The organism is Methylovulum miyakonense HT12, assembly GCF_000384075.1.
Taxonomy (GTDB): Bacteria; Pseudomonadota; Gammaproteobacteria; order Methylococcales; family Methylomonadaceae; genus Methylovulum; species Methylovulum miyakonense.
The window spans coordinates 4,593,857-4,617,696 of the sequence record NZ_KB913025.1 but is presented as its reverse complement, the minus strand read 5'-3'; the positions used below and the strand labels follow the sequence as shown (position 1 = coordinate 4,617,696).

Sequence of the window (23,840 nt, the reverse complement as noted above, 5' to 3'; positions counted from 1 at the left end):
AAACACCGCCATGAATGTCCTTTTTACCATTATCCATATCTTCGGCTTAGTGACCATGGGCTTTAGCGGAGTGATGCTGACTTGCCTGATCACCTCGGCGATTGCGGGGGACGGGGCTTTGGATGCTTTTCTGATGGCTGTCCCGATCACCTTGGCGGCAGGTATGCTGCTGTTCTTCCCGACCATGAAGACCCCCAAAAAAGTCTCGCGGCAGGCAGGGTTTTTGCTGGTGTCGATGACCTGGTCATTGATCCCGGTGTTCTGCACCTTGCCTTTGCTGTTTTTTATGCCGCAGCTAAGCTTTATCGATGCCTATTTTGAAGTGGTGTCAGACTTGACCACCACGGGGGCGACCCTCTTGAGCGGGATTGACAAGCTGCCCATGTCCATCAATCTTTGGCGGCACGAGCTGAACTGGATTGCGGGCATGGGCATCATTATTTTTGCGGTCGCCATTTTGCCGATTTTGGGCATAGGCGGGATGCAGCTGTATATCGCCGAGACCCCGGGTTCGGTGAAAGAATCGGATTTGCCGCCGCGTATCGCCCAGACCGCAAAGGCCTTGTGGATGGTTTACGCCGGGATCACCGTAGTGTGCATCATTGCCTTGAAGCTGGCGGGTATGGGCTGGTTTGACGCCATTTGCCATGCTTTTTCAGCGATGAGTTTGGGGGGGGGCTTCCACACATGACGACAGTGTCGGTTATTTTAAATCCCTGCCGATTGAAATTGTCTTGACCGTGTTCCAATTGGTCGCCGCCATCAATTTTGCTTCCCACTTTATCGCCCTTAAGAAAAGGTCATTGCGGCCCTATTGGTATGACATGGAAGCCAAGGCGTTTTTGTTGTTGGTCTTAAGCAGTTGCGTGCTGGCCGCATCCGTGCTTTTCCATTCAGGCACTTATCCTGATTTTTGGACAGCCCTGCGCCATGCTTCGTTTAACTTGGTCACCATCGCCACCGATTGTGGTTTTTCGACCCAAAATTTTGACCAATGGCCTATTTTTGTGCCCATGTGGATGTTGTTTTTAAGCTGTTTGTCGGCGTCTTCCGGTTCCACGGGCGGTGGTATCCGTATGATACGGACGATTATCCTGATGAAGCAGGCGCGGATGGAGTTGTTCAAATTCATCCATCCGGCGGCGATCAGGTCCATGCGTATCGGTGACAACGCCATCAGCCATAATATCGTCACTTCCGTGATGGGTTTTATCTTTTTATATTTCATCAGCGTTGTCATTTTGGTGTTTGCCTTGCTGTTTAGCGGCCTGGATTTTATCAGTGCGTTAAGCGCAATCATTGCTTGTTTTAACAATGCCGGCCCTGGCCTCAATCAAGTCGGCCCGGCCACCAATTACGCTGGCCTAAGCGATTTCCAAACGGGTGTGTGCACGTTCGCTATGCTGTTGGGTCGTGTGCAAATTTTCTCCATCGTCATTTTGTTTGTGCCGGAATTTTGGCGGAAGTAAGGGCTTTGCAGTGCCAAGCCTGTTACGCAAGGCATCCGTGCCAACTTGGCAACCCAGCCCGCCCATTCCCGGCGAAATGCCCAAGAATATAAGGGCATGCTATGCGAGCCATTTTACATGTTGATTAATAAGCCTATTTTTAAAAGGGTGCCCGCAGCCTAGCCTAGGCATTGGTGCGATTGCTTGTAAAACCCCGAAAGCCCATGACGAAACGCTTATTGTCGATTAAAATGGGCGGCATATCCCTATACGTCATCCGTCCCCATCTGAAGTCCATATAATCTACATGACCAAATACATATTCATCACCGGCGGTGTTGTGTCATCGCTAGGCAAAGGCATTGCCGCCTCCTCGCTCGCGGCCATCCTTGAGGCGCGTGGCCTGAAAGTCACCATGACCAAACTCGACCCTTACATCAATGTCGATCCTGGCACGATGAGCCCGTTCCAGCATGGCGAGGTGTTCGTCACCGAAGACGGTGCGGAAACTGATTTGGACTTGGGGCATTACGAGCGTTTTTTGAAAACGACGATGACCAAGAAGAACAATTTCACCACTGGCCAGGTTTACGACAGCGTGCTGCGCCGTGAGCGTAAAGGCGAGTATCTGGGCGCGACGGTGCAGGTGATCCCGCACATCACCGACGAGATCAAGCACCGTATCTATCAAAGTGCCGAAGGTAAGGACATCGCCCTGATTGAAGTTGGCGGGACCGTTGGCGACATCGAGTCTTTGCCGTTTTTGGAGGCCATCCGGCAAATGCGTTTTGATTTGGGTGCGGACCGGTCTTTGTTTATCCATTTGACGCTAGTCCCGTACATCCGCTCGGCGGGCGAAATCAAAACCAAGCCCACCCAACATTCAGTTAAGGAATTGCGCAGCATCGGTATCCAGCCGGATATCTTGATTTGCCGTTCCGAGCAACCGATACCTGTCAGTGAGCGGCGCAAAATCGCCCTGTTCACCAACGTCGAAGAAAAAGCCGTGATTGGCGCGGTTGATGCCGATTCGATTTACCGTATCCCGCTTTTGCTGCATGACCAGGGTTTGGATGACATTGTTGTCAATAAATTACGTTTGGACGTGCCGCCTGCGGATTTGACGGAATGGAAAAACGTCTTGGAAGGCTTGGCGAATTCTGTTAATACCGTCGATATTGCGATTGTCGGCAAATATGTCGACCATTCCGATGCCTATAAATCCTTGAATGAGGCTCTGATCCATGCGGGCATCCGCACCCGCACCAAGGTCAACATCGTTTATATTGACTCCGAAGTCATTGAAGACGAAGGCGTTGCCAGGCTGAAAGAAGTCGATGCGATTTTGGTTCCGGGCGGTTTTGGTGAGCGCGGTGTGGAAGGCAAAATCGCCACCGTCCGCTATGCCCGTGAGAACAATATCCCTTATTTGGGCATTTGCCTGGGGATGCAGGCGGCGGTTATCGAATTTGCCCGTGACGTGGCGGGTCTGGAAGGGGCGCACAGTTCCGAGTTTTTGCCCACGTCGCCACATCCTGTGATTGGCCTGATCACTGAATGGATGGAAGATGGGCAGCTGGTCAAACGCGACGAAAATTCCGATTTGGGGGGGTCGATGCGCTTAGGGGGGCAACAATGCCGTTTGCAGCATGACACTTTGGCGTTTGAACTGTACCAAAAAGACGTCATTACCGAGCGTCACCGCCATCGTTATGAATTTAACAACCATTATTTTGAAAAACTGGAAAAAGCCGGAATGCGTTTTTCGGGCAAGTCTATAGACGGGCGCTTGGTTGAAGTCATAGAGATACCGACCCATCCCTGGTTTTTGGCTTGCCAGTTCCATCCTGAATTTACGTCCACACCACGGAAAGGGCATCCGTTGTTTTCGGGGTTTGTGGCGGCGGCGGTTAAGCATAAGCAAGCGTAAGGATTTAAGAAATTGGCTTTTGTTCGTTCCTAGGCTGATTGGGCAAGTTGATTTTCTAAAGCAAAAAAGGTGCGACCATGAACTGGCAAGAAGTCTGCGAACATCCTAGCTTACAAGATTTGCCTTTTAAAATTGAGCTGGATGAAAACGGTAAAATTATTATGAGTCCGGTAAAGCTTTATCACGCTCTACTGCAGGGCGAAATTGAATTTCTTCTGCGTTGTTTGTTAAAAGATGGTAAAGCATTGCCCGAATGTGCCATTAAAACCAGCAAAGGCACAAAGGTAGCGGATGTGGCTTGGGCTTCTTCTGAACTGTTACAGATCATCAAAGCCCAAACCGAAGCCTCCATCGCACCGGAAATTTGCGTAGAAATCATTTCTGACAGCAACACCCAAAAAGAAATGGCGGAAAAACGCCAACTGTATTTTGCCGTAGGGGCGAAAGAAGTTTGGATGTGCAATGAACAAGGGGATATGGTTTTTTTTAATGTCCAGCATCAATTGATCCATTCTGAATTGGTGCCTGGGTTTCCGGTCAAAGTGGATGCGTAATCCATTGTCAGAAAAGCTACCCAATATGCCTGTCATCACCGAATTGTCGCAATTGGATTTGAACCAAACTTACAGCTACGCCGATTATCTGACTTGGCGGCTTAAAGAAGCGGTCGAGTTGGTTAAAGGCAAAGTCATGTTGATGTCGCCTGCGCCGAATGTCAGCCATCAGCGGATTTCTGCTGATATTAATGGCATGTTGTACAACTACTTTAAGCATAAGCCTTGCCAATTTTTTGCCGCACCTTTCGATGTGCGTTTATATGACCGCAAAAAGTCCATCCTAAAAAGCCAAGAGATTTACACGGTAGTCCAGCCCGATTTATGCGTGATTTGTAACCCTGAGTTGCTGGACAAACAAGGTTGCAACGGTGCGCCGGATTGGATTATTGAAATCTTGTCGAAAGGCAACTCCAAACGCGAGATGCAGATCAAATACCAGCTTTATCAAGAAAGCGGCGTGCAGGAATATTGGCTAGTTTATCCGGAAGCCGAAGCCGTCCACCAATTTGTGCTGGATGATGGCGGACTCTATCAACTGAAAAACATGTACGCCGAAGACGATAAGGCCATTCCGGCCTTGTTTTCTGATTTGGCGATTGATCTGGCAGAACTTTTTGCAGACTGCGTGGATGACTGACATCCGCAAAAACTTTTTTTATATTAGATAACAGGAATACCCATGCAATTATGTGGCTTTGAAGTCGGCCTGAACCAACCCTTATTTCTGATCGCCGGCCCTTGCGTCATCGAAAGCGAGCAACTGGCTTTGGATACGGCGGGCTATTTGAAAGAACTCACCAGCGAACTGGGCATCCCGTTCATTTACAAATCCTCATTCGATAAAGCCAACCGTTCCTCGCACGAAAGTTTCCGTGGTTTGGGCGTGGAAAAAGGCCTGGAAATCCTGGCGAAAGTGAAAGCCCAAATCGGCGTGCCCGTGTTGACCGATGTCCACGAAGACACACCGTTGGCGGAAGTCGCCGGCGTCGTTGATGTCATGCAAACGCCCGCGTTTTTATGCCGCCAAACCAATTTTATCCAAGCCGTTGCCGCGCAAGGCATTCCGGTCAACATCAAAAAAGGCCAATTCCTCGCGCCTTGGGATATGGCGAATGTCGCCAAAAAAGCCAAGGCCACAGGCAACGACAAGATTATGGTCTGTGAACGCGGCGTCTCGTTTGGCTACAATAACTTGGTGTCTGACATGCGCTCGCTTGCCGTGATGCGCGACACCGATTGCCCGGTGGTGTTTGATGCCACCCATTCCGTGCAATTGCCGGGTGGTCAAGGCAACTGCTCCGGCGGCCAGCGCGAGCATGTGCCGGTGTTGGCACGGGCGGCGGTCGCGGTCGGTATTGCCGGATTGTTTATGGAAACCCACCCGAACCCTGCCGAAGCCAAAAGCGACGGCCCTAACTCCTGGCCGTTGCACCGCATGAAAGAATTGTTGGAAACTTTGTTGATTTTAGACAGGGCCGTTAAAGCCCAGCCGTTTATTGAAAACACCTTGTAAATCGTCAGAGGTATCGCCATGCCCGCCATCACTGATATTAGCCAGCTTGATCCTAACGGCAACTATAGTTATGCCGATTATTTGACCTGGCAGTTCGAAGAAAGGCTGGAATTGTTTAAGGGCAAGATTTCGTTGATGTGTCCGGGGCCGAATGTGAAGCATCAACGCTTATCAATGCAACTTAGTGGACGGTTGTTTAATTATTTTCTAAGCAAACCTTGCCAAGTTTTCGCTGCCCCATTCGATGTGCGTTTATATAACCGTAAAAAGTCGTTACTAGCCAATAGAGACATTACCACCGTTGTCCAACCCGATATTTGCGTGATTTGCGACCCGGAAAAACTCGATGAACAAGGCTGCAATGGCGCACCCGATTGGATTATCGAAATATTATCCAAAGGCAACTCCAAGAAAGAAGTCAAAACTAAGCAGGCCTTATATGCCGAAAGCGGTGTAAAAGAATATTGGCTAGTATTTCCTTACGAGGAAGTCATCAACCAATTTGTCTTGAATGATGAAACAGGCGAATATCAGTTGACCAACAACTATGCGGGCGATGATCTCGCCATACCGTTTTTGTTTCCGGATTTGGCGATTGATTTGGCGGGGTTGTTTAAAGAAGGGTGACTTGCCTCCACCCGTTAACCTATTTTTTACCTATTCAAAAGAATTACACAAATGGGCAAAGCTAGCCGCAAAAAACATCAGCAACGCTTACAACAAGCTACTGTACAAAAATATGACAAGGTCAAATTATCCGAGGCCATCTTGCATTTATGCGAACCGTTTGATACCGACGCGCTAGACTTTGATAGCCAGCATAATCTGATAACCATGGCGGTCACCGCTTGGAATATTGCCTTGTCGACTGATCTTGAAGGGCGCCAGTCAAAGTTACTGTCGGCTTTGGATGCATTACCTGGCTTTAACCAGCGGTTCGAACACGATATTGCGGCTTTTTCCAATGCGCCAACTTTGCATCAAGACCCGCCCGATTCGATAGTCATGCTGCGTGTTCTGGCGGAGCTGATGAGGCGCAAAGACGAGTTGTACCCTAATGATGAACGACATATAGTGGACTTTAGTTTTAAGCCAACCCCTAAAGGCCATCATTTACAAATCAAATCCTTAATCCCGAAACGTTCGGACGATTAAACCCGCAAACAGCATTGAAAAATTTTTAAACCCCGAATGCGGTTAAGCCGCATCCGATCACCAACCTTGGAGCCATTCAAAACATGAGCAAAATCGTAGACATAAAAGCCAGAGAAATTTTAGATTCCCGTGGCAACCCCACTTTAGAAGCCGATGTCATTTTAGAATCCGGCATTATCGGCAGCGCGATGGTGCCATCCGGCGCGTCCACTGGCGAGCGTGAAGCGATTGAATTGCGTGATGGCGACAAAAGCCGTTTCTTGGGCAAAGGCGTATTGAACGCGGTCAACAATGTCCGCACTGAAATCCGTGACGCGATTGTCGGCATGGATGTTGCTGACCAAGCCGGCATCGACAACAAAATGATCGCCCTGGACGGCACTGAAACCAAAGCCCGTTTGGGTGCCAACGCCATGTTGGCGGTTTCTATGGCTGCCGCCCACGCCGCTGCCAAAGAAGCGGGTGTGCCTTTGTACCGCCACTTGAACAAAACCGGTAAATTCATCTTGCCAGTACCGATGATGAACATCATCAACGGCGGTTCACACGCTGACAACAGCGTGGATTTGCAAGAATTCATGATCTTGCCCGTCGGTGCGCCATCGTTCCGTGAAGCCATCCGTTACGGCGCGGAAGTGTTCCATAACTTGGCGAAAGTCTTGAAATCAAAAGGCTTGGCAACGACGGTTGGTGACGAAGGCGGTTTCGCGCCAAACTTGTCTTCTAATGAAGAAGCCATCAGCGTTATCCTGCAAGCGATTGAACAAGCCGGTTACAAACCCGGTGTCGATATTTTCTTAGGTTTGGATGCCGCCGCGTCCGAATACTACACCGACAACATCTACGACTTGGCCTCAGAAAGCAAAACCTATACCTCTGAGCAAATGGCTGACTTCTTCGTCGATTGGGTCAGCAAATACCCGATCATCAGCATCGAAGACGGTTTCGACGAAAACGATTGGGACGGCTGGAAATTGCTGACCGAAAAATTGGGTGGCAAAATCCAATTGGTCGGTGACGATTTGTTTGTGACCAACCCAAAAATTTTGAAACAAGGTATCGATAAGAACATCGCCAACTCCATCTTAATCAAAGTCAACCAAATCGGTACCTTGACTGAAACTTTGGCGGCTATCGACATGGCACATGCTGCGGGCTACACCGCTGTGATGTCACACCGTTCCGGCGAAACAGAAGACACCACCATCGCCGACTTGGCGGTCGCCACTGGCACAGGCCAAATCAAAACCGGTTCTTTGAGCCGTTCTGACCGTGTCGCCAAATACAACCGTCTGATGAAAATCGAAGAGGAATTAGGCGAGTTGGCCGTTTATGCAGGCCGTAGCGCGTTCAAAATGCTGTAATTAGCTAATTCGGGGCAATTGGCATAGCCCGGTTGCCCCGGATTTTTATTTTAAGGCACGCCATGAAAATCCTGCTCGTCATCATTGTGTTATTGATTGCGCATTTTCAATACCGTTTATGGGATCCTGAAAATGGCAGCATTGCCGAGCTTAAAGGCCGTGAACAGCAATTGGCCGAATTAAAGCAACTGGTTGAAGAAAAAAAACAGCGCAATGAAGCGCTTTACGCCGAAGTGGAAGATTTACGCAAAGGCCAAGAAGCTTTAGAAGAACGGGCCAGAGACGAACTGGGCATGATCCGGGCGGACGAAACGTTCTTTCAAGTGCTCGAATAGGCAAGGTTCCGGGCTTTTGGCAACCCATTTTGGGATTATTAATCCAAGTGGCCACTTTGCGGCAAACCCAATTTAATGAGCTATCCCTTAACGTTGCCATGGGCAAACTGGCTTAAACAGGCGGCAACATTGGTCGGCTTAGGCCTATCGGCAAGTTTGCTTTGCACCCTGTTTATCATCACGTTGCCATGGGCAAACTGGCTTAAACAGGCGGTAACATTGGTCGGCTTAGGCCTATCGGCAAGTTTGCTTTGCACCCTGTTTATCATCGCCGATGGTTTGCAAGACCGGTTAGGTTATGCCGATGCCGGTTTGGTCTTGGGCAATACCGTCAACCAGGACGGCACGCTTTCCCCGCGTTTGCAAGCGCGCTTGGATAAGGCCTTGGCCTTATACCGCTCCGGTTATTTCCGCACCATCATCACCAGCGGTGCAGTGGGTAAAGAAGGCCATGATGAAGCGGCGGTGATGAAAGCTTACCTCGTGGCGCAGGGTGTGTCCGCCACGGACATCCTGGTTGATAGCCATGGCAATACTACCTTTGCCAGTGCGCGGAACACCTCGGTGCTTGCCAGGCGGCACCATTTCAACAGTGTCTTGGTGGTTTCCCAGTATTACCACTTGCCCCGTTCCCGTTTCATTCTCCAACGTTGCCATCTCCCTAATGTGTATTCGGCGCACGCCGATTTTTTTGAACTCCGGGATGTCTATTCGTCATTGCGCGAGACTGCCGCCTTTATTCATTATCTTGTGCGCTATGGCTCGTGTGGGGCTTAAGCGATGGCCATCATGGATAAAAGGGTATGGACAAGCCTCGTTGGGTAATCCTAGGGCTTGGCCTTTAAAAAGGTATGGATAATGGCTTCCATTAATGATGATTTCTACGAAAACCTTGCCGGATTCACCGACTTCCATGCCTTTTCGCAGATCGGCCGCTACACGCCGCTGCCATCGGATTGGCTGGTGGTCATTACTGATGTGGTGGATTCGACCCGCGCCATCCAAGATGGCCGTTACAAAGACATTAATGCGCTAGGGGTAGCCTCTATCGTCGCCGTGCTGAACGCCGCAAAACCCCTGAATATCCCCTACATATTTGGTGGTGACGGTGCGACGTTTTGCATTCCGCCGTCCCAACAAGAGCCTGTCGCATCCGCGCTAAAGGCCGCTCGGGATATGGCGGCGGGGCAATTTGGCCTGGCTTTGCGGGTTGGTATGGTGCCGATGCAGGTCATTGAGGCAAGCGGGCATACGGTGCGGGTAAGCAAATACCGGCCTTACGCCACTTACCAGCAAGCTATGTTTGCCGGCAGTGGCATTGCTTATGCGGAAGCTTTGGTCAAAGGCCAAAGCCCCAACAACCCCTTCTTAGTGCCGGAATCAGAATTGCACACGGAAGGCGATTTTAGCGGCTTTGAATGCCGCTGGAATGAAATTGCCAGTCCCCATGAAGAGATCATCACCCTGCTGGTGCAATGCCTGGAAACCGAGGAAGCCTCGGAACAGGCGGTTTATCAGGCGATTTCAGGACATATCACCCAAATCTATGGCAATGAGGGGTGCCACCACCCGCTTAGGGAAAACCGGCTTGCGCTTAGCCTTTCCCCGAAAAACTTGTCTGCTGAGATCAAAATCAGGACGGCGGGGCAATCGGGCTGGCAACGCTGGTTATACGCGTTCAAACTGCCGTTCCGGGTGCTGTTGGGGAGGCTGTTCATGGGCTTGCGGCTAAAAACAAGGGCCGGAAATTGGGGCCGGTACAAACAAATGCTGGTCGCCAACACCGACTACCGGAAATTTGATGATGTGTTGCGTATGGTCATTTCTGGGACGGCGGCCCAACGCCAGCAATTACGGGAAGTGTTGGGACAATTGCATCAGGATGGCAAAATTGCGTTTGGCCTCCACGCGGCGCCGACCGCATTGATAACCTGCATCATCTCCGATTACGGCAACCACCATGTGCATTTTTTGGATGGCGCAAATGGCGGCTATGCGCTGGCGGCGCAAGAGATGAAAAACCAGAAGCGGCACCTGGCCGGCAAGCAAACCGTAGCATAGGCCGGGAGCCTTTGCTTATCCCTAGCCGCAAATTAATGTCAGCCGCCAGAAACTCGCGCCACCTCTTCCTTAAACGCCCGGATCCCCGCCGCCGTACCTAACACCACCAGCACATCCCCTTCAGCCAGCCAATGTTCTTGCTCGCCAACGGCAAGGTGCAGCCCATTCCCCAGTTCCTTATCCACCACGCCCAACAAAATCAAGTTATGATTGGCATTCAATTTCAAGCCGCTGACGGCTTGGTTTTGCAAAAAAGAACCCGGCGGAATTTCGATTTGCGCCATGTTCAGGTCATGCTGGCCGAACACCGTGTTGTCGAGTATCGTGGAGATGTCCGCACGGGCCAGCATTTCATGGGCTTTGCGGCCGCAAATCTCATGCGGGTCGATGATTTTATCCGCTCCTGCGGCGAGCAATTTGTCGGCAGATTCGGGATCGTCCACTACGGCGATGATGGTCAAACTGGCATCCAAGGCACGGGCGGAAATCGTCAGGAACACGTTATCGGAATCGGCGGGGAAGAAGCAGAAAATGACGTCAATGTCCCTACCTATGCCAATGGCTTTCAATTCGTCGTCGTTTCGGAAATCAATAGCTTGCGAGGTGAAACCTTGGTCCGCCATCAGCATCGCTTCCTGTTCGTCTTGGCCCACGAACAGCAGTTGGTATTTATCGTCGCGTAGCCGCGTCATCACCGCCACTGACATAATGCTGTAGCCAAATATCGCTATACGTTTCATGGCCGATGTTTTTTACCCGGAAATTGGCTGCGGAAATGCCCGATGCTGACGTTGCGGCCTAACAGCACCAACAAATCGCCGGCTTGCAATACAAAATGCGGGGCAGGATTAAAATAAAAATGCTGTTGGTTCACACGGTAGCGGTTTTTATGGCGCTGATGGGCTAAATGGGAACTGATGACACCGATGAGTATCAGTTTGCGTTGGGCAAAATCCAGCTCGCCAGTGCTTTTGTCAACCAATGCCGAACCCGGGAGCACGGCAACCGCTTCCATACCCGACTGGTTTTCTTGCCGCAGTATGCCTTGGATCGCTTCAAAAGCCACGGGCTGGCCGATGTATTCCGCCGCCACCATCGCCGCAATCGCAAACGGCTGGATGACATCATTGGCGCCTGCCTGATAGAGTTTGTTGACGTTGTGTTCCTGATTGGCACGGGAGATGATGCGGATGTCCGGGTTCAGGTAGCGGCTGCTCAAGGTGATGTAGACATTCACCACATCATTGCCCGTAGTGCAGAAAACCGCCGTCGCGCCATTGTTGATCCCCGCATTGCGCAGCACATCATTTTTGCTGGCGTCCGCTTGGATCGCCAGATAACCGCGTTGCTTGGCCTCCTGGACGTTTTTCTCATCGGTATCAATGATCACAAAATGTAGCCGGTCTTTTGCCAATTGCGTGGCGATATGCTCTCCGACCCGCCCAAAACCGCAGATGATCACATAATGGGCATGGCGTTTAAGTTCGGAGTAGGTGCGGTTTTCGCGCATGACGTGCATTTTTTCATTAAAGCCCGACACCAGGATCGAAGTCAGGAACGAGAACACGCCCAAGCCGCTTAAAATCAGGCTCATCGCCACCAGCCGCCCGCCCGTGGAATGCGGGGTAATATCGCCATAGCCGACCGTGGACACGGTGACTATCGTAAAATAGGCGGCATCAAACAGTTCCTTCACTTGCGGATTGCCTGAGGGCTTTTCAAACAGGTAAATGGCGGTGCTGCCGATCATGACGACAAAGCTTAAAAAGATCAACAGGGTGAATAATTCAAAACGCTTGCTGGCCAGCACTTCGGTGAACAATTTGATGCTATCGAAATAGCGCAGCAGCTTGAACAGGCGAAAGATAAGGAAGACACGTAGTATCCGCAACGGGCGGTAACTCGGCAGGATCGCCAGTAAGTCGATGATGGCTAAAGGCGTGAACAGGTAGTCGATTTTTTTGCTTACGACCATGCCCAGGGCTTTAGTGGAGCGGAACGGGATTTTCAGGTATTGGGTGTGTTCGTGATACCCGATGATGACCTTATGGCAGTCATTGTAAAGCCAGGCCCTAAGGAGATATTCCAAGATGAAAATAGCCACGATAGCTTGTTCAAACAGCATATCCATGCGCGTCAGCGGCGTGTCCACCTCATAAATCAGCAAAAACACGCTAGCCATCACCAAGCAAATCATAAACACATCAAAATAGGCTTTCATACGGCTGTTGGGGTTTTCCAACAAGTCGTAAAAAAACTGTTTGGTGTGTTGGTAATGCGTGGATGATGCTAGAAAATAGGCGAGATAAACGAGCAGTCGTGCTGGCATAGTCTGTTGACGTGCAGGTTATTGGAAAAGTTAAGGTAAACTGGTATGGAGCGACTTCATGTAGGGTACGCTGTGCGTACCTTTCAGCTGTTTTATAACAGATTGTTCTTTATAACGTATTCAAAGGCTTAATAGCAATTACTTAACACACAAATGTCCAAACTCAACCCCCAACAACAAGCCGCTGTCAAAACCATAGACCATCCTTTATTAGTGTTGGCAGGTGCGGGTAGCGGCAAGACGCGCGTCATCACCGAAAAAATCGCTTACCTCGTCAAACAAGGTACGCCCGCCCGCCATATCGCCGCCGTGACGTTCACCAACAAAGCCGCGCGGGAGATGCAAAGCCGTGTCTCGAAATTGTTGGACAGCCAAGCCAGCCGTGGCTTGCGCGTGTCCACCTTCCATTCCTTAGGTTTGGACATCCTGCGCCGGGAACATCTTACGCTAGGTTACAAAGCCGCTATCACGCTGTTCGACGAGCAAGACAAACAAACGTTGTTGAAGACGCTGGTCAACCACAGCAACAATCACGACATTGACCACATCGACCGCTATTCCCTGCACATCGGGCAATGGAAAAACGCCTTCGTCACGCCGGAACAGGCCGTGGCGATTGCCAACGCCGAACAACTGCCGTCCGCGATGCTCTACGCCGACTACATCCGTAGCCTGAAAGCCTACAACGCCGTGGATTTTGACGACCTGATCCTGATGCCCGTGTTGCTGTTCCAAGCCCATCCCGCCGTGTTGGAAAAATGGCAAAACCTTATCCGCTATTTATTGGTGGACGAATACCAAGACACCAACGTCACCCAATACCAATTAGTGAAATTGCTGGCGGGCAGGTTAGGGCGGTTTACTGTCGTGGGCGATGATGACCAATCCATCTACGCCTGGCGCGGCGCACAACCGGAAAACCTCGCGCAACTGCAAAAAGACTTTGCCCGCCTGCAAGTCATTAAGTTGGAACAAAATTACCGATCGACCGGACGCATATTAAAAGTCGCCAACCACCTGATCGCCAACAACCCGCACGCCTTCGAGAAAAAGCTTTGGAGTGAGTTAGGCTACGGCGACCCCTTGCGCGTCCTCAGCCACAAAGACGAAGCCACCGAAGCCCAACAAATTGTTTCGGAAATCATCCACCACAAATTCCGCACGGGTAGCCGTTACCAAGACTACGCCATCTTGTACCGGGGCAACCACCAATCGCGGCTGTTTGAAAAAGCCTTTCGCGAAAACAACATTCCCTATTTCATCAGCGGCAGCACCTCGTTTTTTGCTTACGCTGAAATCAAAGACGTGTTGAGCTATCTGCGCCTGTTCGTCAACCCCGACGACGACGCGGCATTTTTGCGCATCATCAACACCCCGCGCCGCGAAATCGGCCCGACCACTTTGGAAAAACTCGGTGCCTACGCCAACGAACGCCACATCAGCCTGTTCGCCGCCAGCAGCGAATTTGGCCTGATGCAATCGCTATCGGAAAAATCGCGGTTAAGACTGGGTAAATTTAAAGATTGGGTGCTGGAAACCGCCGGGGACATCGAGCGTGGTGACACGTTTGTTGTGATTGAAAAAATGATAGCCCAACTCGGCTATGAACAATGGCTGCGCGAAAACAGCAAAACCAAAGAATCCGCCGAACGCAAAATGAAAAACGTTTCTGAATTGGTGGACTGGCTAAAACGCATCGAAGCCAAAGACAACAAAGACAGCGGAGCAAAACCGTTAGCGGAAATCGTCTCCAAAATCATGCTGATGGACATTATGGAACGCAACCAAGAGGAAGAAGCCAGCGACCAAGTCAGCCTCATGACCTTACATGCCGCCAAAGGCTTGGAGTTCCCGCATGTGTTTTTGATCGGCATGGAAGAAAACATCCTACCCCACCAAAACAGCGTCGAAAGCGGCGCGATAGAAGAAGAGCGCCGCCTGGCCTACGTCGGCATCACCCGCGCCCAACGCACGCTCACCTTCAGCTACTGCACCCACCGTAAGCGTTACGGCGAAATCAGCGAATGCGAACCCAGCCGTTTTTTGAATGAGTTACCGGAAGCGGATTTGGAATGGGTCAACAAAAAACAACTGTCGCCAGAAGTGATAAAAGAACGCGGCAAGGCGAGTTTGGCGAGTTTAAAGACAATGTTGTCGTAATTTTGGCGCGTAGCGGGTATAATGCCCGGCTACGCGCCCGTAGCTCAGCTGGATAGAGTACAGCCCTCCGAAGGCTGTGGTCGGTGGTTCGAATCCACTCGGGCGCGCCATTTCCCTTCTAATAAAAAATTAGATCAGTTTCTCCCCGCCTTTTGTCCAACGGGCTTTAACGTAATCCTTAAACTCTTCTTCATCCGCATGTTCCATCACAGCTCATATGATTAGCGAAAAGGCCATATCATCGCTGATTTTGGGAGTTGTGGGTAATCGTGTGGGTTAAGCCCCACTATAATGAGCCAGCAAAACGCCACAGCCGAGTTGGTTGATCGCCATCCATTAACGCAGGAAGCGTTTAAGGCGATAAGTGCAATGACATCCCCTTCGGTCTCGCTAAAATCAAAGTGCTGATCTTTTCGCCCTTTATGAACACTATTTAAGGAAAACTTGAGTCATTTCAATCAGATCAATTGAATCACTTTAGTTTCTTATGCTTTATCTTTTCGCGTTCGGCTTTGATTTTTGCCAGCAAGGCTGCCGCGCTGTTTTCGCCGCTGATGAGATCGGGATTATGTTCGCGCCAGTCGGCGGTGAGTTCGCCGCGAAAAGCTTTGGCTAGGATGGCTTGGGTCAGTTGGTTGACGCGGGCTTGGGCATCTTTGACCCGTTGCTCGATTTGGTCGGCGTAGGTGAAAAGTTGTTCCACTCGGTTGACTATTTCGGTTTGTTCTTCGATTGCTGGTAGCGAAAACTCCAAATTTTCGAGCAATGTAGTTTCCACACTTGATACTGTTGTTCCCATCTTTGAACATTCATGCAAAACTCTTGTAGTAAGCCCCCGCATCAATATCGAAGCAAACATAGGGAGTATTTTTTTTGTGTCTGGAATAAACGCTTTTATATCTTGATTGATAGTTACTTCAACTTTTGTAATCGCAACAGGGAACGAATGAGCAAGAATTCCGCTTCGTGTCACCATTAAAATACTGTTTTTTGGAATAACGTTCATTCCACCTTTTGACAGTGCAAGCTCAGTAATCGTATCTTCGGAAGAGTCAATCTCTAAGACTTTCATATCTTTTGGTGAAACCCACGGAATACTTCCGTTTGTCCAAAACATAGGGTTCGATTTGCTGGGCGTTTTCCCACCAGTAATTTTTCCTAACTTTTTTAAGCATGAAGTTGCTTTAATGGCATCGTTATCGTCATACCTATTTTCTAATAACCTTCCGCTCACCGCAGCGGCAAGGACAGATTGACGGTAGCGTTTGAGGATTTTGGGGAGGGTGTCAAGGCGGGTTTTGAGGGTGTCCACCTGCGCCAGCAGTTCGTCCAGTTTGGCGGCGATTTGTTGTTGTTCGGCGAGTGGAGCTAAGACAAATGGCGCGGCAATACCGTCTTTCGTGCCAAGTCTCGGCATGTTTACACCATAACCAACCTCACTGACGTAAGCTAAAAATTCTGGATGCTTTAGCCAGTAAAATAAATAGAGGTTGTTTAGGTTTTCGTCACCGGATAACGGGATGATTTCGGTTGTACATACGCCGTCTAAATCAGCGACAACCACTTTGTTTAAGTAAGGCCGGAGTTTTCCATATAAAACATCGCCTTTTTTGAATTTGTTCTTTGTGCTTTTTGATTGACGATCACGGAAATATAACCGTTGTAATATTTTTGAGCTGTCTCTTTCAATATCTTCTAGCTCCAGTACCCAAGTATCGTCAGTGATGCTATTGGGTTCAGCTTTCCCTACTTTTCCATAATCAACGACACTTCCAAGATTAGTATGCAACCAGCCTTGTGGAAGTTCCGTAGGTCGGGTTAGCGGAGCGTAACCCGACATTACCCCAACAACACGATATTCCGCACCCTGGTCTTGGATTTGTTGGGTTACGCTATCGCTAACCCAACCTACATTATTCTCAGCTTGGCTCATTGCCCACTCTCCATTTTCGCCAATTCATAGAACTCATCCAATTTGGCTTGCAACAAGGCTTTATCCGGCAAACGGGTTTGGTATTGGGCGATGACGGTGGGCGACAAGCTGCGCGATAGGGCGTATTCCACCACGTCATGATCGCGGTTTTTGCACAGCAACACGCCTATGCTGGCGGCTTCATGGGCTTTGCGGTGGTCACGGTCTAGGGCTTCCAAATAGAATTCCAGTTGACAGAGGTAGGCGGGTTTAAAGTCGTCGATTTTTAGTTCAAACGCCACCAAAGCTTGTAATTCACGATGGAAAAACAGCAAGTCTATCGAGAAATCTTTTTGTCCGACTTGTACGGTGAATTCCTGACCGATAAAACAAAAGTCACGGCCTAATTCCAATAGAAATGCTTTTAAATGCCTGACCAAGCCTTGCTGTAAATCCCGCTCAAGATGGGGTTCCGGTAAGTGCAGGAAATCGAAGAGGTAGCTGTCTTTAAAGACTTGGTGGGCGGCGGGGTGTATTTCTCTCAACACTGCTGAGACTTTTAATGGCGAGGCCAGGGTGCGTTCAAACAAGGCGTTGTTGATTTGTTGTTCCAGTTCGCGCTTTGACCAGCGCTGTTCAAGCGTTAGTTTGAGGTAAAAACCTCGCTCCTCTTCGGTTTTGCATTTGGACAGTATCAATAAATTATGTGTCCATGACAAAACTCTCACCAGTGGTGAGAGTTTTTCATTACCTTGATAGGTCTCAAAAAACTGCTTCATGCGCCATAAGTTTTGGGCGGAAAAACCGCGCAGATTGGGTTCGCGTTCCGCTAACCAGTTTGCCAGTTCTGTTATGGTACTTTTGCCCCAACCTTGTTCGCTGACTTGGTTGCTCAAATACTCACCAATCTGCCAATACAGCTCCAGCAATTGTTGGTTGACGGTGCTTAATGCCCGTGATTTGGCGTGTTGGATTAATTGTAAGACGGGCGGAAAGTGGGCGTTATCTGGGTTGCTTGGCAGGTTCATTGTTCTTCCTGCAAGGCCAAGGCTTCGCTTAACAAATCCCGTTGTACTTTGGCCTGATCGCCCGCGCCTAAGGCTTGCATCAGGCCGTTGAGTTCGCGCAGGGCTTCGGTCAGTTCGCTCATGGCTTCGGCGGCTAGCACATCCGGTTCGGGCAGGCTGGCGGCATCGACGCTGTCTTGGTCTTTCAGCCAGGCAATATCTAAGGAATCGGTTTTTTGGGTTTTGATCCAGTCGCGGGAGAAGCAACGCCAGCGGGTTTCGGTTTCATCGTCAAGGGCGATTTGCCCGTGTTTTTGTTCGCGGGGTGTGGCGTGGTAGCAATTTTCAAATGGTTGCAAATGCTGGTCGGTAAACGGGGTGCGTTTGCCGAAACTGGGCATGTTGGTGCGCAAATCATATACCCAGACGTTTTGGGTGCAGTTTTCGTCCTGATGGGGGTTTTCTGTCGTGCCTTTGGTGAAAAACAGCACGTTGGTTTTTACGCCTTGGGCGTAGAAAATGCCTGTGGGTAAGCGTAGCAGGGTGTGTAGGTTGCATTTGTGCATTAAATCGCGGCGGATGTCAGTGCCGACTCCGGCCTCGAACAGCACGTTATCGGGCAGCACCACGGCGGCGCGGCCTCCGGATTTCAAACTGCCGTAAATGTGTTGCAAGAAGGCCAGTTGTTTGTTGCTGGTGGAATGGGTGAAATCGCGGGTCGGACGACCGCCGCCTTTGGCTGTGCCGAACGGCGGATTGGTCAGTATCACATCGGCTCTGGGCAATTGCGTGCCGGGCAGACCGAGCGTATTACCCAAATGCACTACGCCTTCGTCGTCGCCTTCCATGCCGTGCAACAGGCAATTCATCAAGGCCAAACGGCGAGTGCCTGGTACGAGTTCCATGCCGACAAAGGCTTTGGTGTGTTGGAAGCTGCGGTCTTTATCGGGCAGCGTGTAGTAATCGTCGGTATTGCCTTTGATGTAGGCATCGGCGGCGATTAAAAATCCTGCTGTTCCGGCGGCGGGGTCTTGGATCACTTCGCCTGCTTGCGGCTTAATGCAGCGGATGATGCTGTCGATCAAGGGGCGTGGGGTGAAATATTGGCCTGCGCCGGATTTGGTTTCGCTGGCGTTTTTTTCCAGCAAGCCTTCGTATAAATCGCCGAGGCCGTCGCGTTGGGCGCTGAACCAGTCGATGGTGTCCAGGCTTTTTATCAGTTGTTCTAAATGCCGCGGCTCACGCAGGCGGGTTTGGGCATCGGCGTAAATCGCCAAAATCAGCGGGTCGGTGATGACGGTTTTTTCGATGGTTTTGCTGTCATCATTAGGGTCTTTGGCTATCTCTTTACCCGTGGAGAGGATGAAGAGGATGCGTTTGTATTCGTTCAACAGATTCAGGCCGCTTTTGGCGTTTAGGTCAGGCCAGCGGCAACCTTCGGGCAGTTTGTGCTTGTCCAGCAATCCGGCTTCGGTGTTTTCGTATTCCATTTTAATGAACAGCAATAACACCAGTTCGGTGACGTAATCGCTGTAGTTAATGCCATCGTCACGCAGTACGTCGCAGAGATTCCAGAGTTTTTGAACGATGTCGTTGTTGGTCATAATCCATTATTGATAAAGGTAGGGGTTAATTAGACTGACTTGGGTGGGTTCAAAATGGCGAGTATTGCGGGTGGCAACGGTCAGGTTATGTTCCAGTGCCGTGGCGGCAATCATTAAATCGGCGCTGTTATGCCCCAGTTCTCCGCTCAACTGTCCCCAACGGCGGGCAATACTAACGGATAACGGCAATAGGCGCTGTTCGTACCGTTGTAAAATGGTGTCTAGCCAGCGTTGCAAATCCTCAGCGAATTCTGGATTAATGCGCCGTTGCTGGATGATACCGCGTTCCACTTCGCCTATCGTAACCACGCTCAGATAAAAATCTGCCGGATTAATGCTACGCAGCCATTTTTCCAGATTCTGATCACGTTGTTTACGACGAATGGCTGACAGAATATCGGTATCCAGTAGATAAGGCATTATTCAAAATCCCTGAGTTGGACATCTATGCGCTCAAACTCGCCGTCATCGCTAGGCATAGTGAGCAGATGGTCGATAAAAGAAGGCGCTTCGGCGGCTTCAAATCGTTGGAATTTTTCAAATTCTTCAATGGATAGCACGACCGCCGAAGGCACGCCACGGCGGGTAATAACCTGAGCCTTACCTTGCCGTGCGGCATCGACTACTGCACTGAATTTATTTTTTGCGTCTTGCAACGACCATTGCTTGGTTTGCATACATACCTCTTGAGCGGGCTAGTTGATCTGGCTAGATTATAACAGGGTTTGGTTTAAGCGGTGGCTTGCCAAAGGTTTTCACTGAGCGTGTCCAAAACCTTATCCAAATCACCATCAAGCAAGGAATTTAGGCGTTTAGCCCCGCCATCCAGGGCAAAGGCACGGTTGACGAAGTGTTGGTCGATAACCACTTCATGGCTGAGTTGTTTGGCGAGGCGCTCCAGCCATTTGCGTTGTACGGGTGTCCAATCGTGCAACATGTAGATTCTCTGCATCGCTAGATTCACACGTTGCTCAAACGGCAATAAGGCTTCACCCAAGGCGGCTTGGCGGATGTAACCGACAATGCTGGCGGCGACTTCCTGATGGGTTTGGTTGCGCCAGGCACTTTGCAGTTTGGCTTCGCTGTAGCCGTGTTCGTCCAATAGCAGGCGCACTTCGCGCAGTTGTTCGCGGGTCAGGTCTTTGGGTTGGTTGACGATGACGCCCAAGGCGACGGATTGGTTGAGCTGGTTGCGGATAAAGTGGTTAAAGCTGTCCAAATAATCGGCGGGTTTTTCGTTGACACCGTAAGTTTGGCTACGGCTTTTAAATTCGTCCGTGCCTTCGTAAATGATCGGCAAACGATCCGAACCCAGCAAGGTGTTGACTTCACCCAATTGCTTGAGCAGGCCGCTGTGGTTCAGCACAAAGTCCGCCGCTTGCTCTGGGCTGAGTTGGTGAAGGTGCTTGTGCAGTTTGCTGGGTTCCACGCCCCACAGCGTTTCCAGTTCCGCGAGCTTTTGTTTGAGTGGCGGTTTCTTTTCGGCGGATTTGACGGCTTTGCGCAATATCCGCATGACTTTTTGGCTGATGGCATCGCGCACGTCGTGGGCGTGGCTGGTGTCGGCCTTGCTGCCGGGTGCGGTCAAGCTGTTGGGGTCGTTCAGCTCTTGCAGCAATTGCTCCAGGGTGACGTTGGGGTCTTTGACCAAGGGTTTCATGGTGCTGACCTCTTGCAATGCCGCGTAAATATCAACGGGGTCGTAGATTTTGAAGACGGTTTTGCCGATGTCATCGCAACGGCGGGTGGCGCGTCCGAGCATTTGTTCGAAGAGGATACGGGAGCGGATGCGGCGCAAAAATACCAGATTGCCAATTTTGGGTACGTCAATGCCTGTGGTCAGCAAATCGACGGTGATGGCGATATTGGGATAGCGTTCGTTTTTGTATTGGCGGATCAGTTGTTTGACTTTATCGCTTTGTCCGGTGATTTTACGCACGGCCTTTTCGTTGTAAGCGTCTTCATATATAGCTTGAAAGGCTTTATCCAATAACCGTTTGACCATGTCGGCGTGTAAGTCGGTGGCGCAGAAAATGAGGGTTTTTTCTTCGCCGAAGGGGTCGAGTTCTTTTGCCAGTTGGGTGCAGATGACTTGGTTGAAACTTTCGGTAATGACTTGGCGGTTAAAGGCTTCAACAGCAAAATTCAGTTCGTCTTCCAGTTCCGCCAGTTCGACTTCACCCGTTTGGGTGTTGATAAAACTGGCGGCTGTTCCTTTTGCAAATTTGATGCCGTTTTGGGTCAGTAAGGTTTCGTAGCGGATGGGCGTATCATGGTCGATCAGCCAATCATCCGCCACGGCTTCACGGTAGCTGTAGGTGAACACGGGTTTGCCGAATATTTCCGTGGTGTGTTTGGCGGGTGTTGCGGTCAGGCCAATTTTGACGGCATCAAAATACTCCAGTACCCGGCGATAGCTGGACAAATATTGCGCGGCATCGCGGATTGCCAATTCGCCGTCGGTCATTTCTTGGTCTAGCGTGTAACCGCGATGGGCTTCGTCAATGATGATGCAATCGTAGGCGTCAATGGTCGGGGGATTATCGGATTGGAAAATCCGTTTGACCATCGCCTGCACGGTGGCGACTTGGATACGGGTTTCGGCTTCGGCTGCCATATCACCGAGTTCGGCAATATTATAGATTTTAGATAAGGGCTGGTTTTGCTCTAAAGCGGCATCGTTGAAAAAATCGATGGCTTGTTCGCCTAAGGCGGTGCGATCCACCAGAAACAAAATGCGTTTGAAATGTTCGGCTTTTAAAAACCGATACATCAGGCCGATGATGGTGCGGGTTTTGCCCGTCCCTGTCGCCATTGCCAGCAGGCAGTTGCTTTGCTCGTTTGCCAAAGCGGTTTCTACGGCTTGAATCGCGTTTTGTTGATAATCGCGCAGTTTCAGATAAGCGAAACTTTCGTTTTTAAGCCTTTGTTGCGCGGTGGTTTTGCTACGCTTTAACCTGTCCAACAAACCTTCGGGGCTATGAAACTCGGATAAAGGCCGCGCTAAATGCGATTGCTCACGCACATCGCGGAACCAAGTGCCAGATTGCTCGGCGAGTTGTTTGATAAAGGGACGACCATTGCAGGAATAAACAAACGGAATTTGGTAGTGACCGTCTTCGTTGTCCGCCCAAGCGATTGTGCGCCCTTCCAATTGCCATGCGGTTTGCATGGTTGCGTTAGGCTTAAAGCCACGGGAATAGCGTTCAGCCTGATGGATTTTACCCGCAACATTAGTGTTTTCCCGCTTGGCTTCGACAACGGCAAGCGGGGTCAGTCCGGCAAATAACACATAATCCGCCGCTTGATTGCCTTGGGTAGGCCATTCGGCAATGGCTTTGTTTTTGCCCCGTTCTGGACGTGTGCCTTTTTGGTAGGTCAGTTGCTCAGTATCGGTTTCCCAGCCTGCCGCAATCAATTGCTGGTCTATTAGAATGCGGGTCAACTCTTCGTTCAGCGAGAGCTGTGCGGAGGCTTTTTGGAGTTTGCCGCTCAGTTGCTGGGTTTGTTGCGGTTTATTTTCAATTTCCGTTTGTAGCTTTTTGAGGCGGGCTTCAAACGCTTGGCGTTCTTCTTTGAGGTGTTGTTCTGTCTCTAAGGCTAATTGCTCATAAGCCTTGGCTTCCCTGTCCATGTGTTCCGCCAACGCCGCGTATTCATTTTTCTCACGGGCGACTAAGGCGACCAATTGCTGGTTGTTTTCGACTTGCCCGTTGGCATCTTGCAGTTGGGCTTTCAATTGTTCAATTTGCGTGGACAGGTCGCGCAGTTGTAGGCTGGGATCGGTGGGCGTGACAAAAGCCCCTGCTTTAAATACCGCACCTTGCTTGCCAAAAGCCTGATGAAACCAAATCGCCAATGTCCGTGCTAATTGCAAGCCCGCCAAAGCTTCTTTGTGTTGTGTCCGAAATTGATGTGTCGCCCGATTGCCTTCGGTGCGTAAGGTGTGGAACAGGCTAAGGATGTTGGCGTCGAGGCGGATTTCACGGTTCAGTTTGAACAGCAAATCGGCTTGGGAGGTTTTGTCGTCAAATTCGATACCGCAACGGGCAGCCATATCCTGCGCAAAGGCTTCGCCCAATTGCCGCAGTTTGATTAAGGTGGTGTTGGGGTCGGCGGAAAAGGCTTGCTCAGCCGCGCAGGCCAATTGGATAAATACGGGATCGTGTTCTTTCAGGAAATCGAAGTTGCTGGATTTTGCCATAGATCATAGTCCGGTATGGAAACGGCTGTCCTGACCGAATAGTTTGATTAGGCTCAGATACATCACTTAGACTTAATCATATAACAGGGTTTAGTTTTCGTCATTATTGTCTGTACATTTGCGCGTGTCCCTCCCACTTTGCTTGTTTAGGCAAAGGCTGGACTAGCACACTCGGTTGAATGCAACCATCCACCGTACTTTTGGCGGATTGTCGAAACCAACACGCGAATTACCAAAAAGCTAAAGACTGGTTAAAACAGC

21 protein-coding genes and 1 tRNA gene are annotated in these 23,840 nt (G+C 50.2%); 14 read left to right on the top strand and 8 right to left on the bottom strand.

Annotation, left to right across the window (positions count from 1 at the left end; translation table 11 throughout):
• Nucleotides 1-10 precede the first annotated feature (10 nt).
• The 12 genes from METMI_RS28075 to METMI_RS25065 all read left to right on the top strand — a co-directional run bounded on the left by METMI_RS28075 (nucleotide 11) and on the right by METMI_RS25065 (nucleotide 10,363).
• Complete coding sequence (locus METMI_RS28075; RefSeq protein WP_232215275.1) at nucleotides 11-691, top strand: potassium transporter TrkG; 681 nt, start codon at nucleotides 11-13, stop codon at nucleotides 689-691.
• A gap of 43 nt (nucleotides 692-734) precedes the next feature.
• Complete coding sequence (locus tag METMI_RS28070; RefSeq protein WP_408630387.1) at nucleotides 735-1,469, top strand: potassium transporter TrkG; 735 nt, start codon at nucleotides 735-737, stop codon at nucleotides 1,467-1,469.
• Nucleotides 1,470-1,755: 286 nt separating this feature from the next.
• Nucleotides 1,756-3,378, top strand: a complete 1,623-nt coding sequence (locus tag METMI_RS0122445) for a CTP synthase (protein ID WP_019868548.1) — start codon at nucleotides 1,756-1,758, stop codon at nucleotides 3,376-3,378.
• 77 nt (nucleotides 3,379-3,455) lie between these two features.
• Complete coding sequence (locus METMI_RS0122440; RefSeq protein ID WP_019868547.1) at nucleotides 3,456-3,932, top strand: Uma2 family endonuclease; 477 nt, start codon at nucleotides 3,456-3,458, stop codon at nucleotides 3,930-3,932.
• Nucleotides 3,933-3,957: 25 nt separating this feature from the next.
• On the top strand, nucleotides 3,958-4,572 hold the full coding sequence (locus METMI_RS0122435) for a Uma2 family endonuclease (RefSeq protein WP_040572819.1): 615 nt from the start codon (nucleotides 3,958-3,960) through the stop codon (nucleotides 4,570-4,572).
• A gap of 42 nt (nucleotides 4,573-4,614) precedes the next feature.
• Nucleotides 4,615-5,448 (top strand): 3-deoxy-8-phosphooctulonate synthase, encoded by an 834-nt coding sequence (kdsA, locus tag METMI_RS0122430; protein WP_019868545.1) that lies wholly within the window; start codon nucleotides 4,615-4,617, stop codon nucleotides 5,446-5,448.
• An 18-nt stretch (nucleotides 5,449-5,466) separates the two neighbouring features.
• On the top strand, nucleotides 5,467-6,075 hold the full coding sequence (locus METMI_RS0122425; protein WP_019868544.1) for a Uma2 family endonuclease: 609 nt from the start codon (nucleotides 5,467-5,469) through the stop codon (nucleotides 6,073-6,075).
• A gap of 51 nt (nucleotides 6,076-6,126) precedes the next feature.
• On the top strand, nucleotides 6,127-6,603 hold the full coding sequence (locus METMI_RS0122420) for a hypothetical protein (RefSeq protein WP_019868543.1): 477 nt from the start codon (nucleotides 6,127-6,129) through the stop codon (nucleotides 6,601-6,603).
• An 83-nt stretch (nucleotides 6,604-6,686) separates the two neighbouring features.
• Nucleotides 6,687-7,967 carry a phosphopyruvate hydratase gene (gene eno / locus METMI_RS0122415; protein ID WP_019868542.1) on the top strand — a complete coding sequence of 427 codons (1,281 nt, stop codon included), beginning with the start codon at nucleotides 6,687-6,689 and terminating at the stop codon, nucleotides 7,965-7,967.
• Nucleotides 7,968-8,029: 62 nt separating this feature from the next.
• On the top strand, nucleotides 8,030-8,302 hold the full coding sequence (locus METMI_RS0122410; RefSeq protein ID WP_019868541.1) for a septum formation initiator family protein: 273 nt from the start codon (nucleotides 8,030-8,032) through the stop codon (nucleotides 8,300-8,302).
• Between the two features lie 75 nt (nucleotides 8,303-8,377).
• The gene (locus METMI_RS0122405; RefSeq protein ID WP_019868540.1) at nucleotides 8,378-9,079 is read left to right on the top strand and encodes a YdcF family protein; all 702 of its coding nucleotides are present in this window, start codon (nucleotides 8,378-8,380) and stop codon (nucleotides 9,077-9,079) included.
• An 81-nt stretch (nucleotides 9,080-9,160) separates the two neighbouring features.
• A complete protein-coding gene (locus METMI_RS25065; RefSeq protein WP_019868539.1) occupies nucleotides 9,161-10,363 on the top strand; it encodes a DUF3095 domain-containing protein in 1,203 nt (400 codons plus the stop codon).
• 38 nt (nucleotides 10,364-10,401) lie between these two features.
• Here METMI_RS25065 and METMI_RS0122395 read toward each other — a convergent pair whose 3' ends face one another.
• Both METMI_RS0122395 and METMI_RS0122390 read right to left on the bottom strand, forming a co-directional pair.
• Nucleotides 10,402-11,103, bottom strand: coding sequence for a potassium channel family protein (locus tag METMI_RS0122395; protein WP_019868538.1), 702 nt, complete (start codon nucleotides 11,101-11,103; stop codon nucleotides 10,402-10,404).
• The gene (locus tag METMI_RS0122390) at nucleotides 11,100-12,692 is read right to left on the bottom strand and encodes an NAD-binding protein (RefSeq protein ID WP_019868537.1); all 1,593 of its coding nucleotides are present in this window, start codon (nucleotides 12,690-12,692) and stop codon (nucleotides 11,100-11,102) included. Before METMI_RS0122390 ends, METMI_RS0122395 begins: the two co-directional genes overlap by 4 nt.
• 153 nt (nucleotides 12,693-12,845) lie before the next feature.
• Here METMI_RS0122390 and rep point away from each other — a divergent pair, with 153 nt between their 5' ends.
• A complete protein-coding gene (gene rep / locus METMI_RS0122385) occupies nucleotides 12,846-14,852 on the top strand; it encodes a DNA helicase Rep (protein WP_019868536.1) in 2,007 nt (668 codons plus the stop codon).
• A 33-nt stretch (nucleotides 14,853-14,885) separates the two neighbouring features.
• A tRNA-Arg gene (locus METMI_RS0122380) sits at nucleotides 14,886-14,962 on the top strand.
• Nucleotides 14,963-15,324: 362 nt separating this feature from the next.
• On the opposite strand, the gene METMI_RS27605 is transcribed toward METMI_RS0122380, so the two are convergent.
• Genes METMI_RS27605 through hsdR form a run of 6 tightly spaced genes read right to left on the bottom strand, consistent with a single transcriptional unit; the run spans nucleotide 15,325 to nucleotide 23,579 of the window.
• Complete coding sequence (locus tag METMI_RS27605) at nucleotides 15,325-16,785, bottom strand: restriction endonuclease subunit S (protein WP_019868535.1); 1,461 nt, start codon at nucleotides 16,783-16,785, stop codon at nucleotides 15,325-15,327.
• The gene (locus METMI_RS0122370; protein WP_019868534.1) at nucleotides 16,782-17,792 is read right to left on the bottom strand and encodes a PDDEXK nuclease domain-containing protein; all 1,011 of its coding nucleotides are present in this window, start codon (nucleotides 17,790-17,792) and stop codon (nucleotides 16,782-16,784) included. The genes METMI_RS27605 and METMI_RS0122370 overlap by 4 nt, the downstream gene beginning before the upstream one ends.
• Nucleotides 17,789-19,375 (bottom strand): class I SAM-dependent DNA methyltransferase, encoded by a 1,587-nt coding sequence (locus METMI_RS0122365; RefSeq protein ID WP_019868533.1) that lies wholly within the window; start codon nucleotides 19,373-19,375, stop codon nucleotides 17,789-17,791. The genes METMI_RS0122370 and METMI_RS0122365 overlap by 4 nt, the downstream gene beginning before the upstream one ends.
• 6 nt (nucleotides 19,376-19,381) lie before the next feature.
• Nucleotides 19,382-19,795 carry a type II toxin-antitoxin system VapC family toxin gene (locus METMI_RS0122360; protein WP_019868532.1) on the bottom strand — a complete coding sequence of 138 codons (414 nt, stop codon included), beginning with the start codon at nucleotides 19,793-19,795 and terminating at the stop codon, nucleotides 19,382-19,384.
• Nucleotides 19,795-20,052: a type II toxin-antitoxin system Phd/YefM family antitoxin gene (locus tag METMI_RS0122355; protein ID WP_019868531.1), complete on the bottom strand. Its 258-nt coding sequence runs from the start codon at nucleotides 20,050-20,052 to the stop codon at nucleotides 19,795-19,797. The genes METMI_RS0122360 and METMI_RS0122355 overlap by 1 nt, the downstream gene beginning before the upstream one ends.
• 53 nt (nucleotides 20,053-20,105) lie before the next feature.
• Entirely contained in the window at nucleotides 20,106-23,579 is a 3,474-nt protein-coding gene (gene hsdR, locus METMI_RS0122350) for a type I restriction-modification system endonuclease (protein ID WP_019868530.1), read from the bottom strand.
• Between the last annotated feature and the right edge of the window lie 261 nt (nucleotides 23,580-23,840).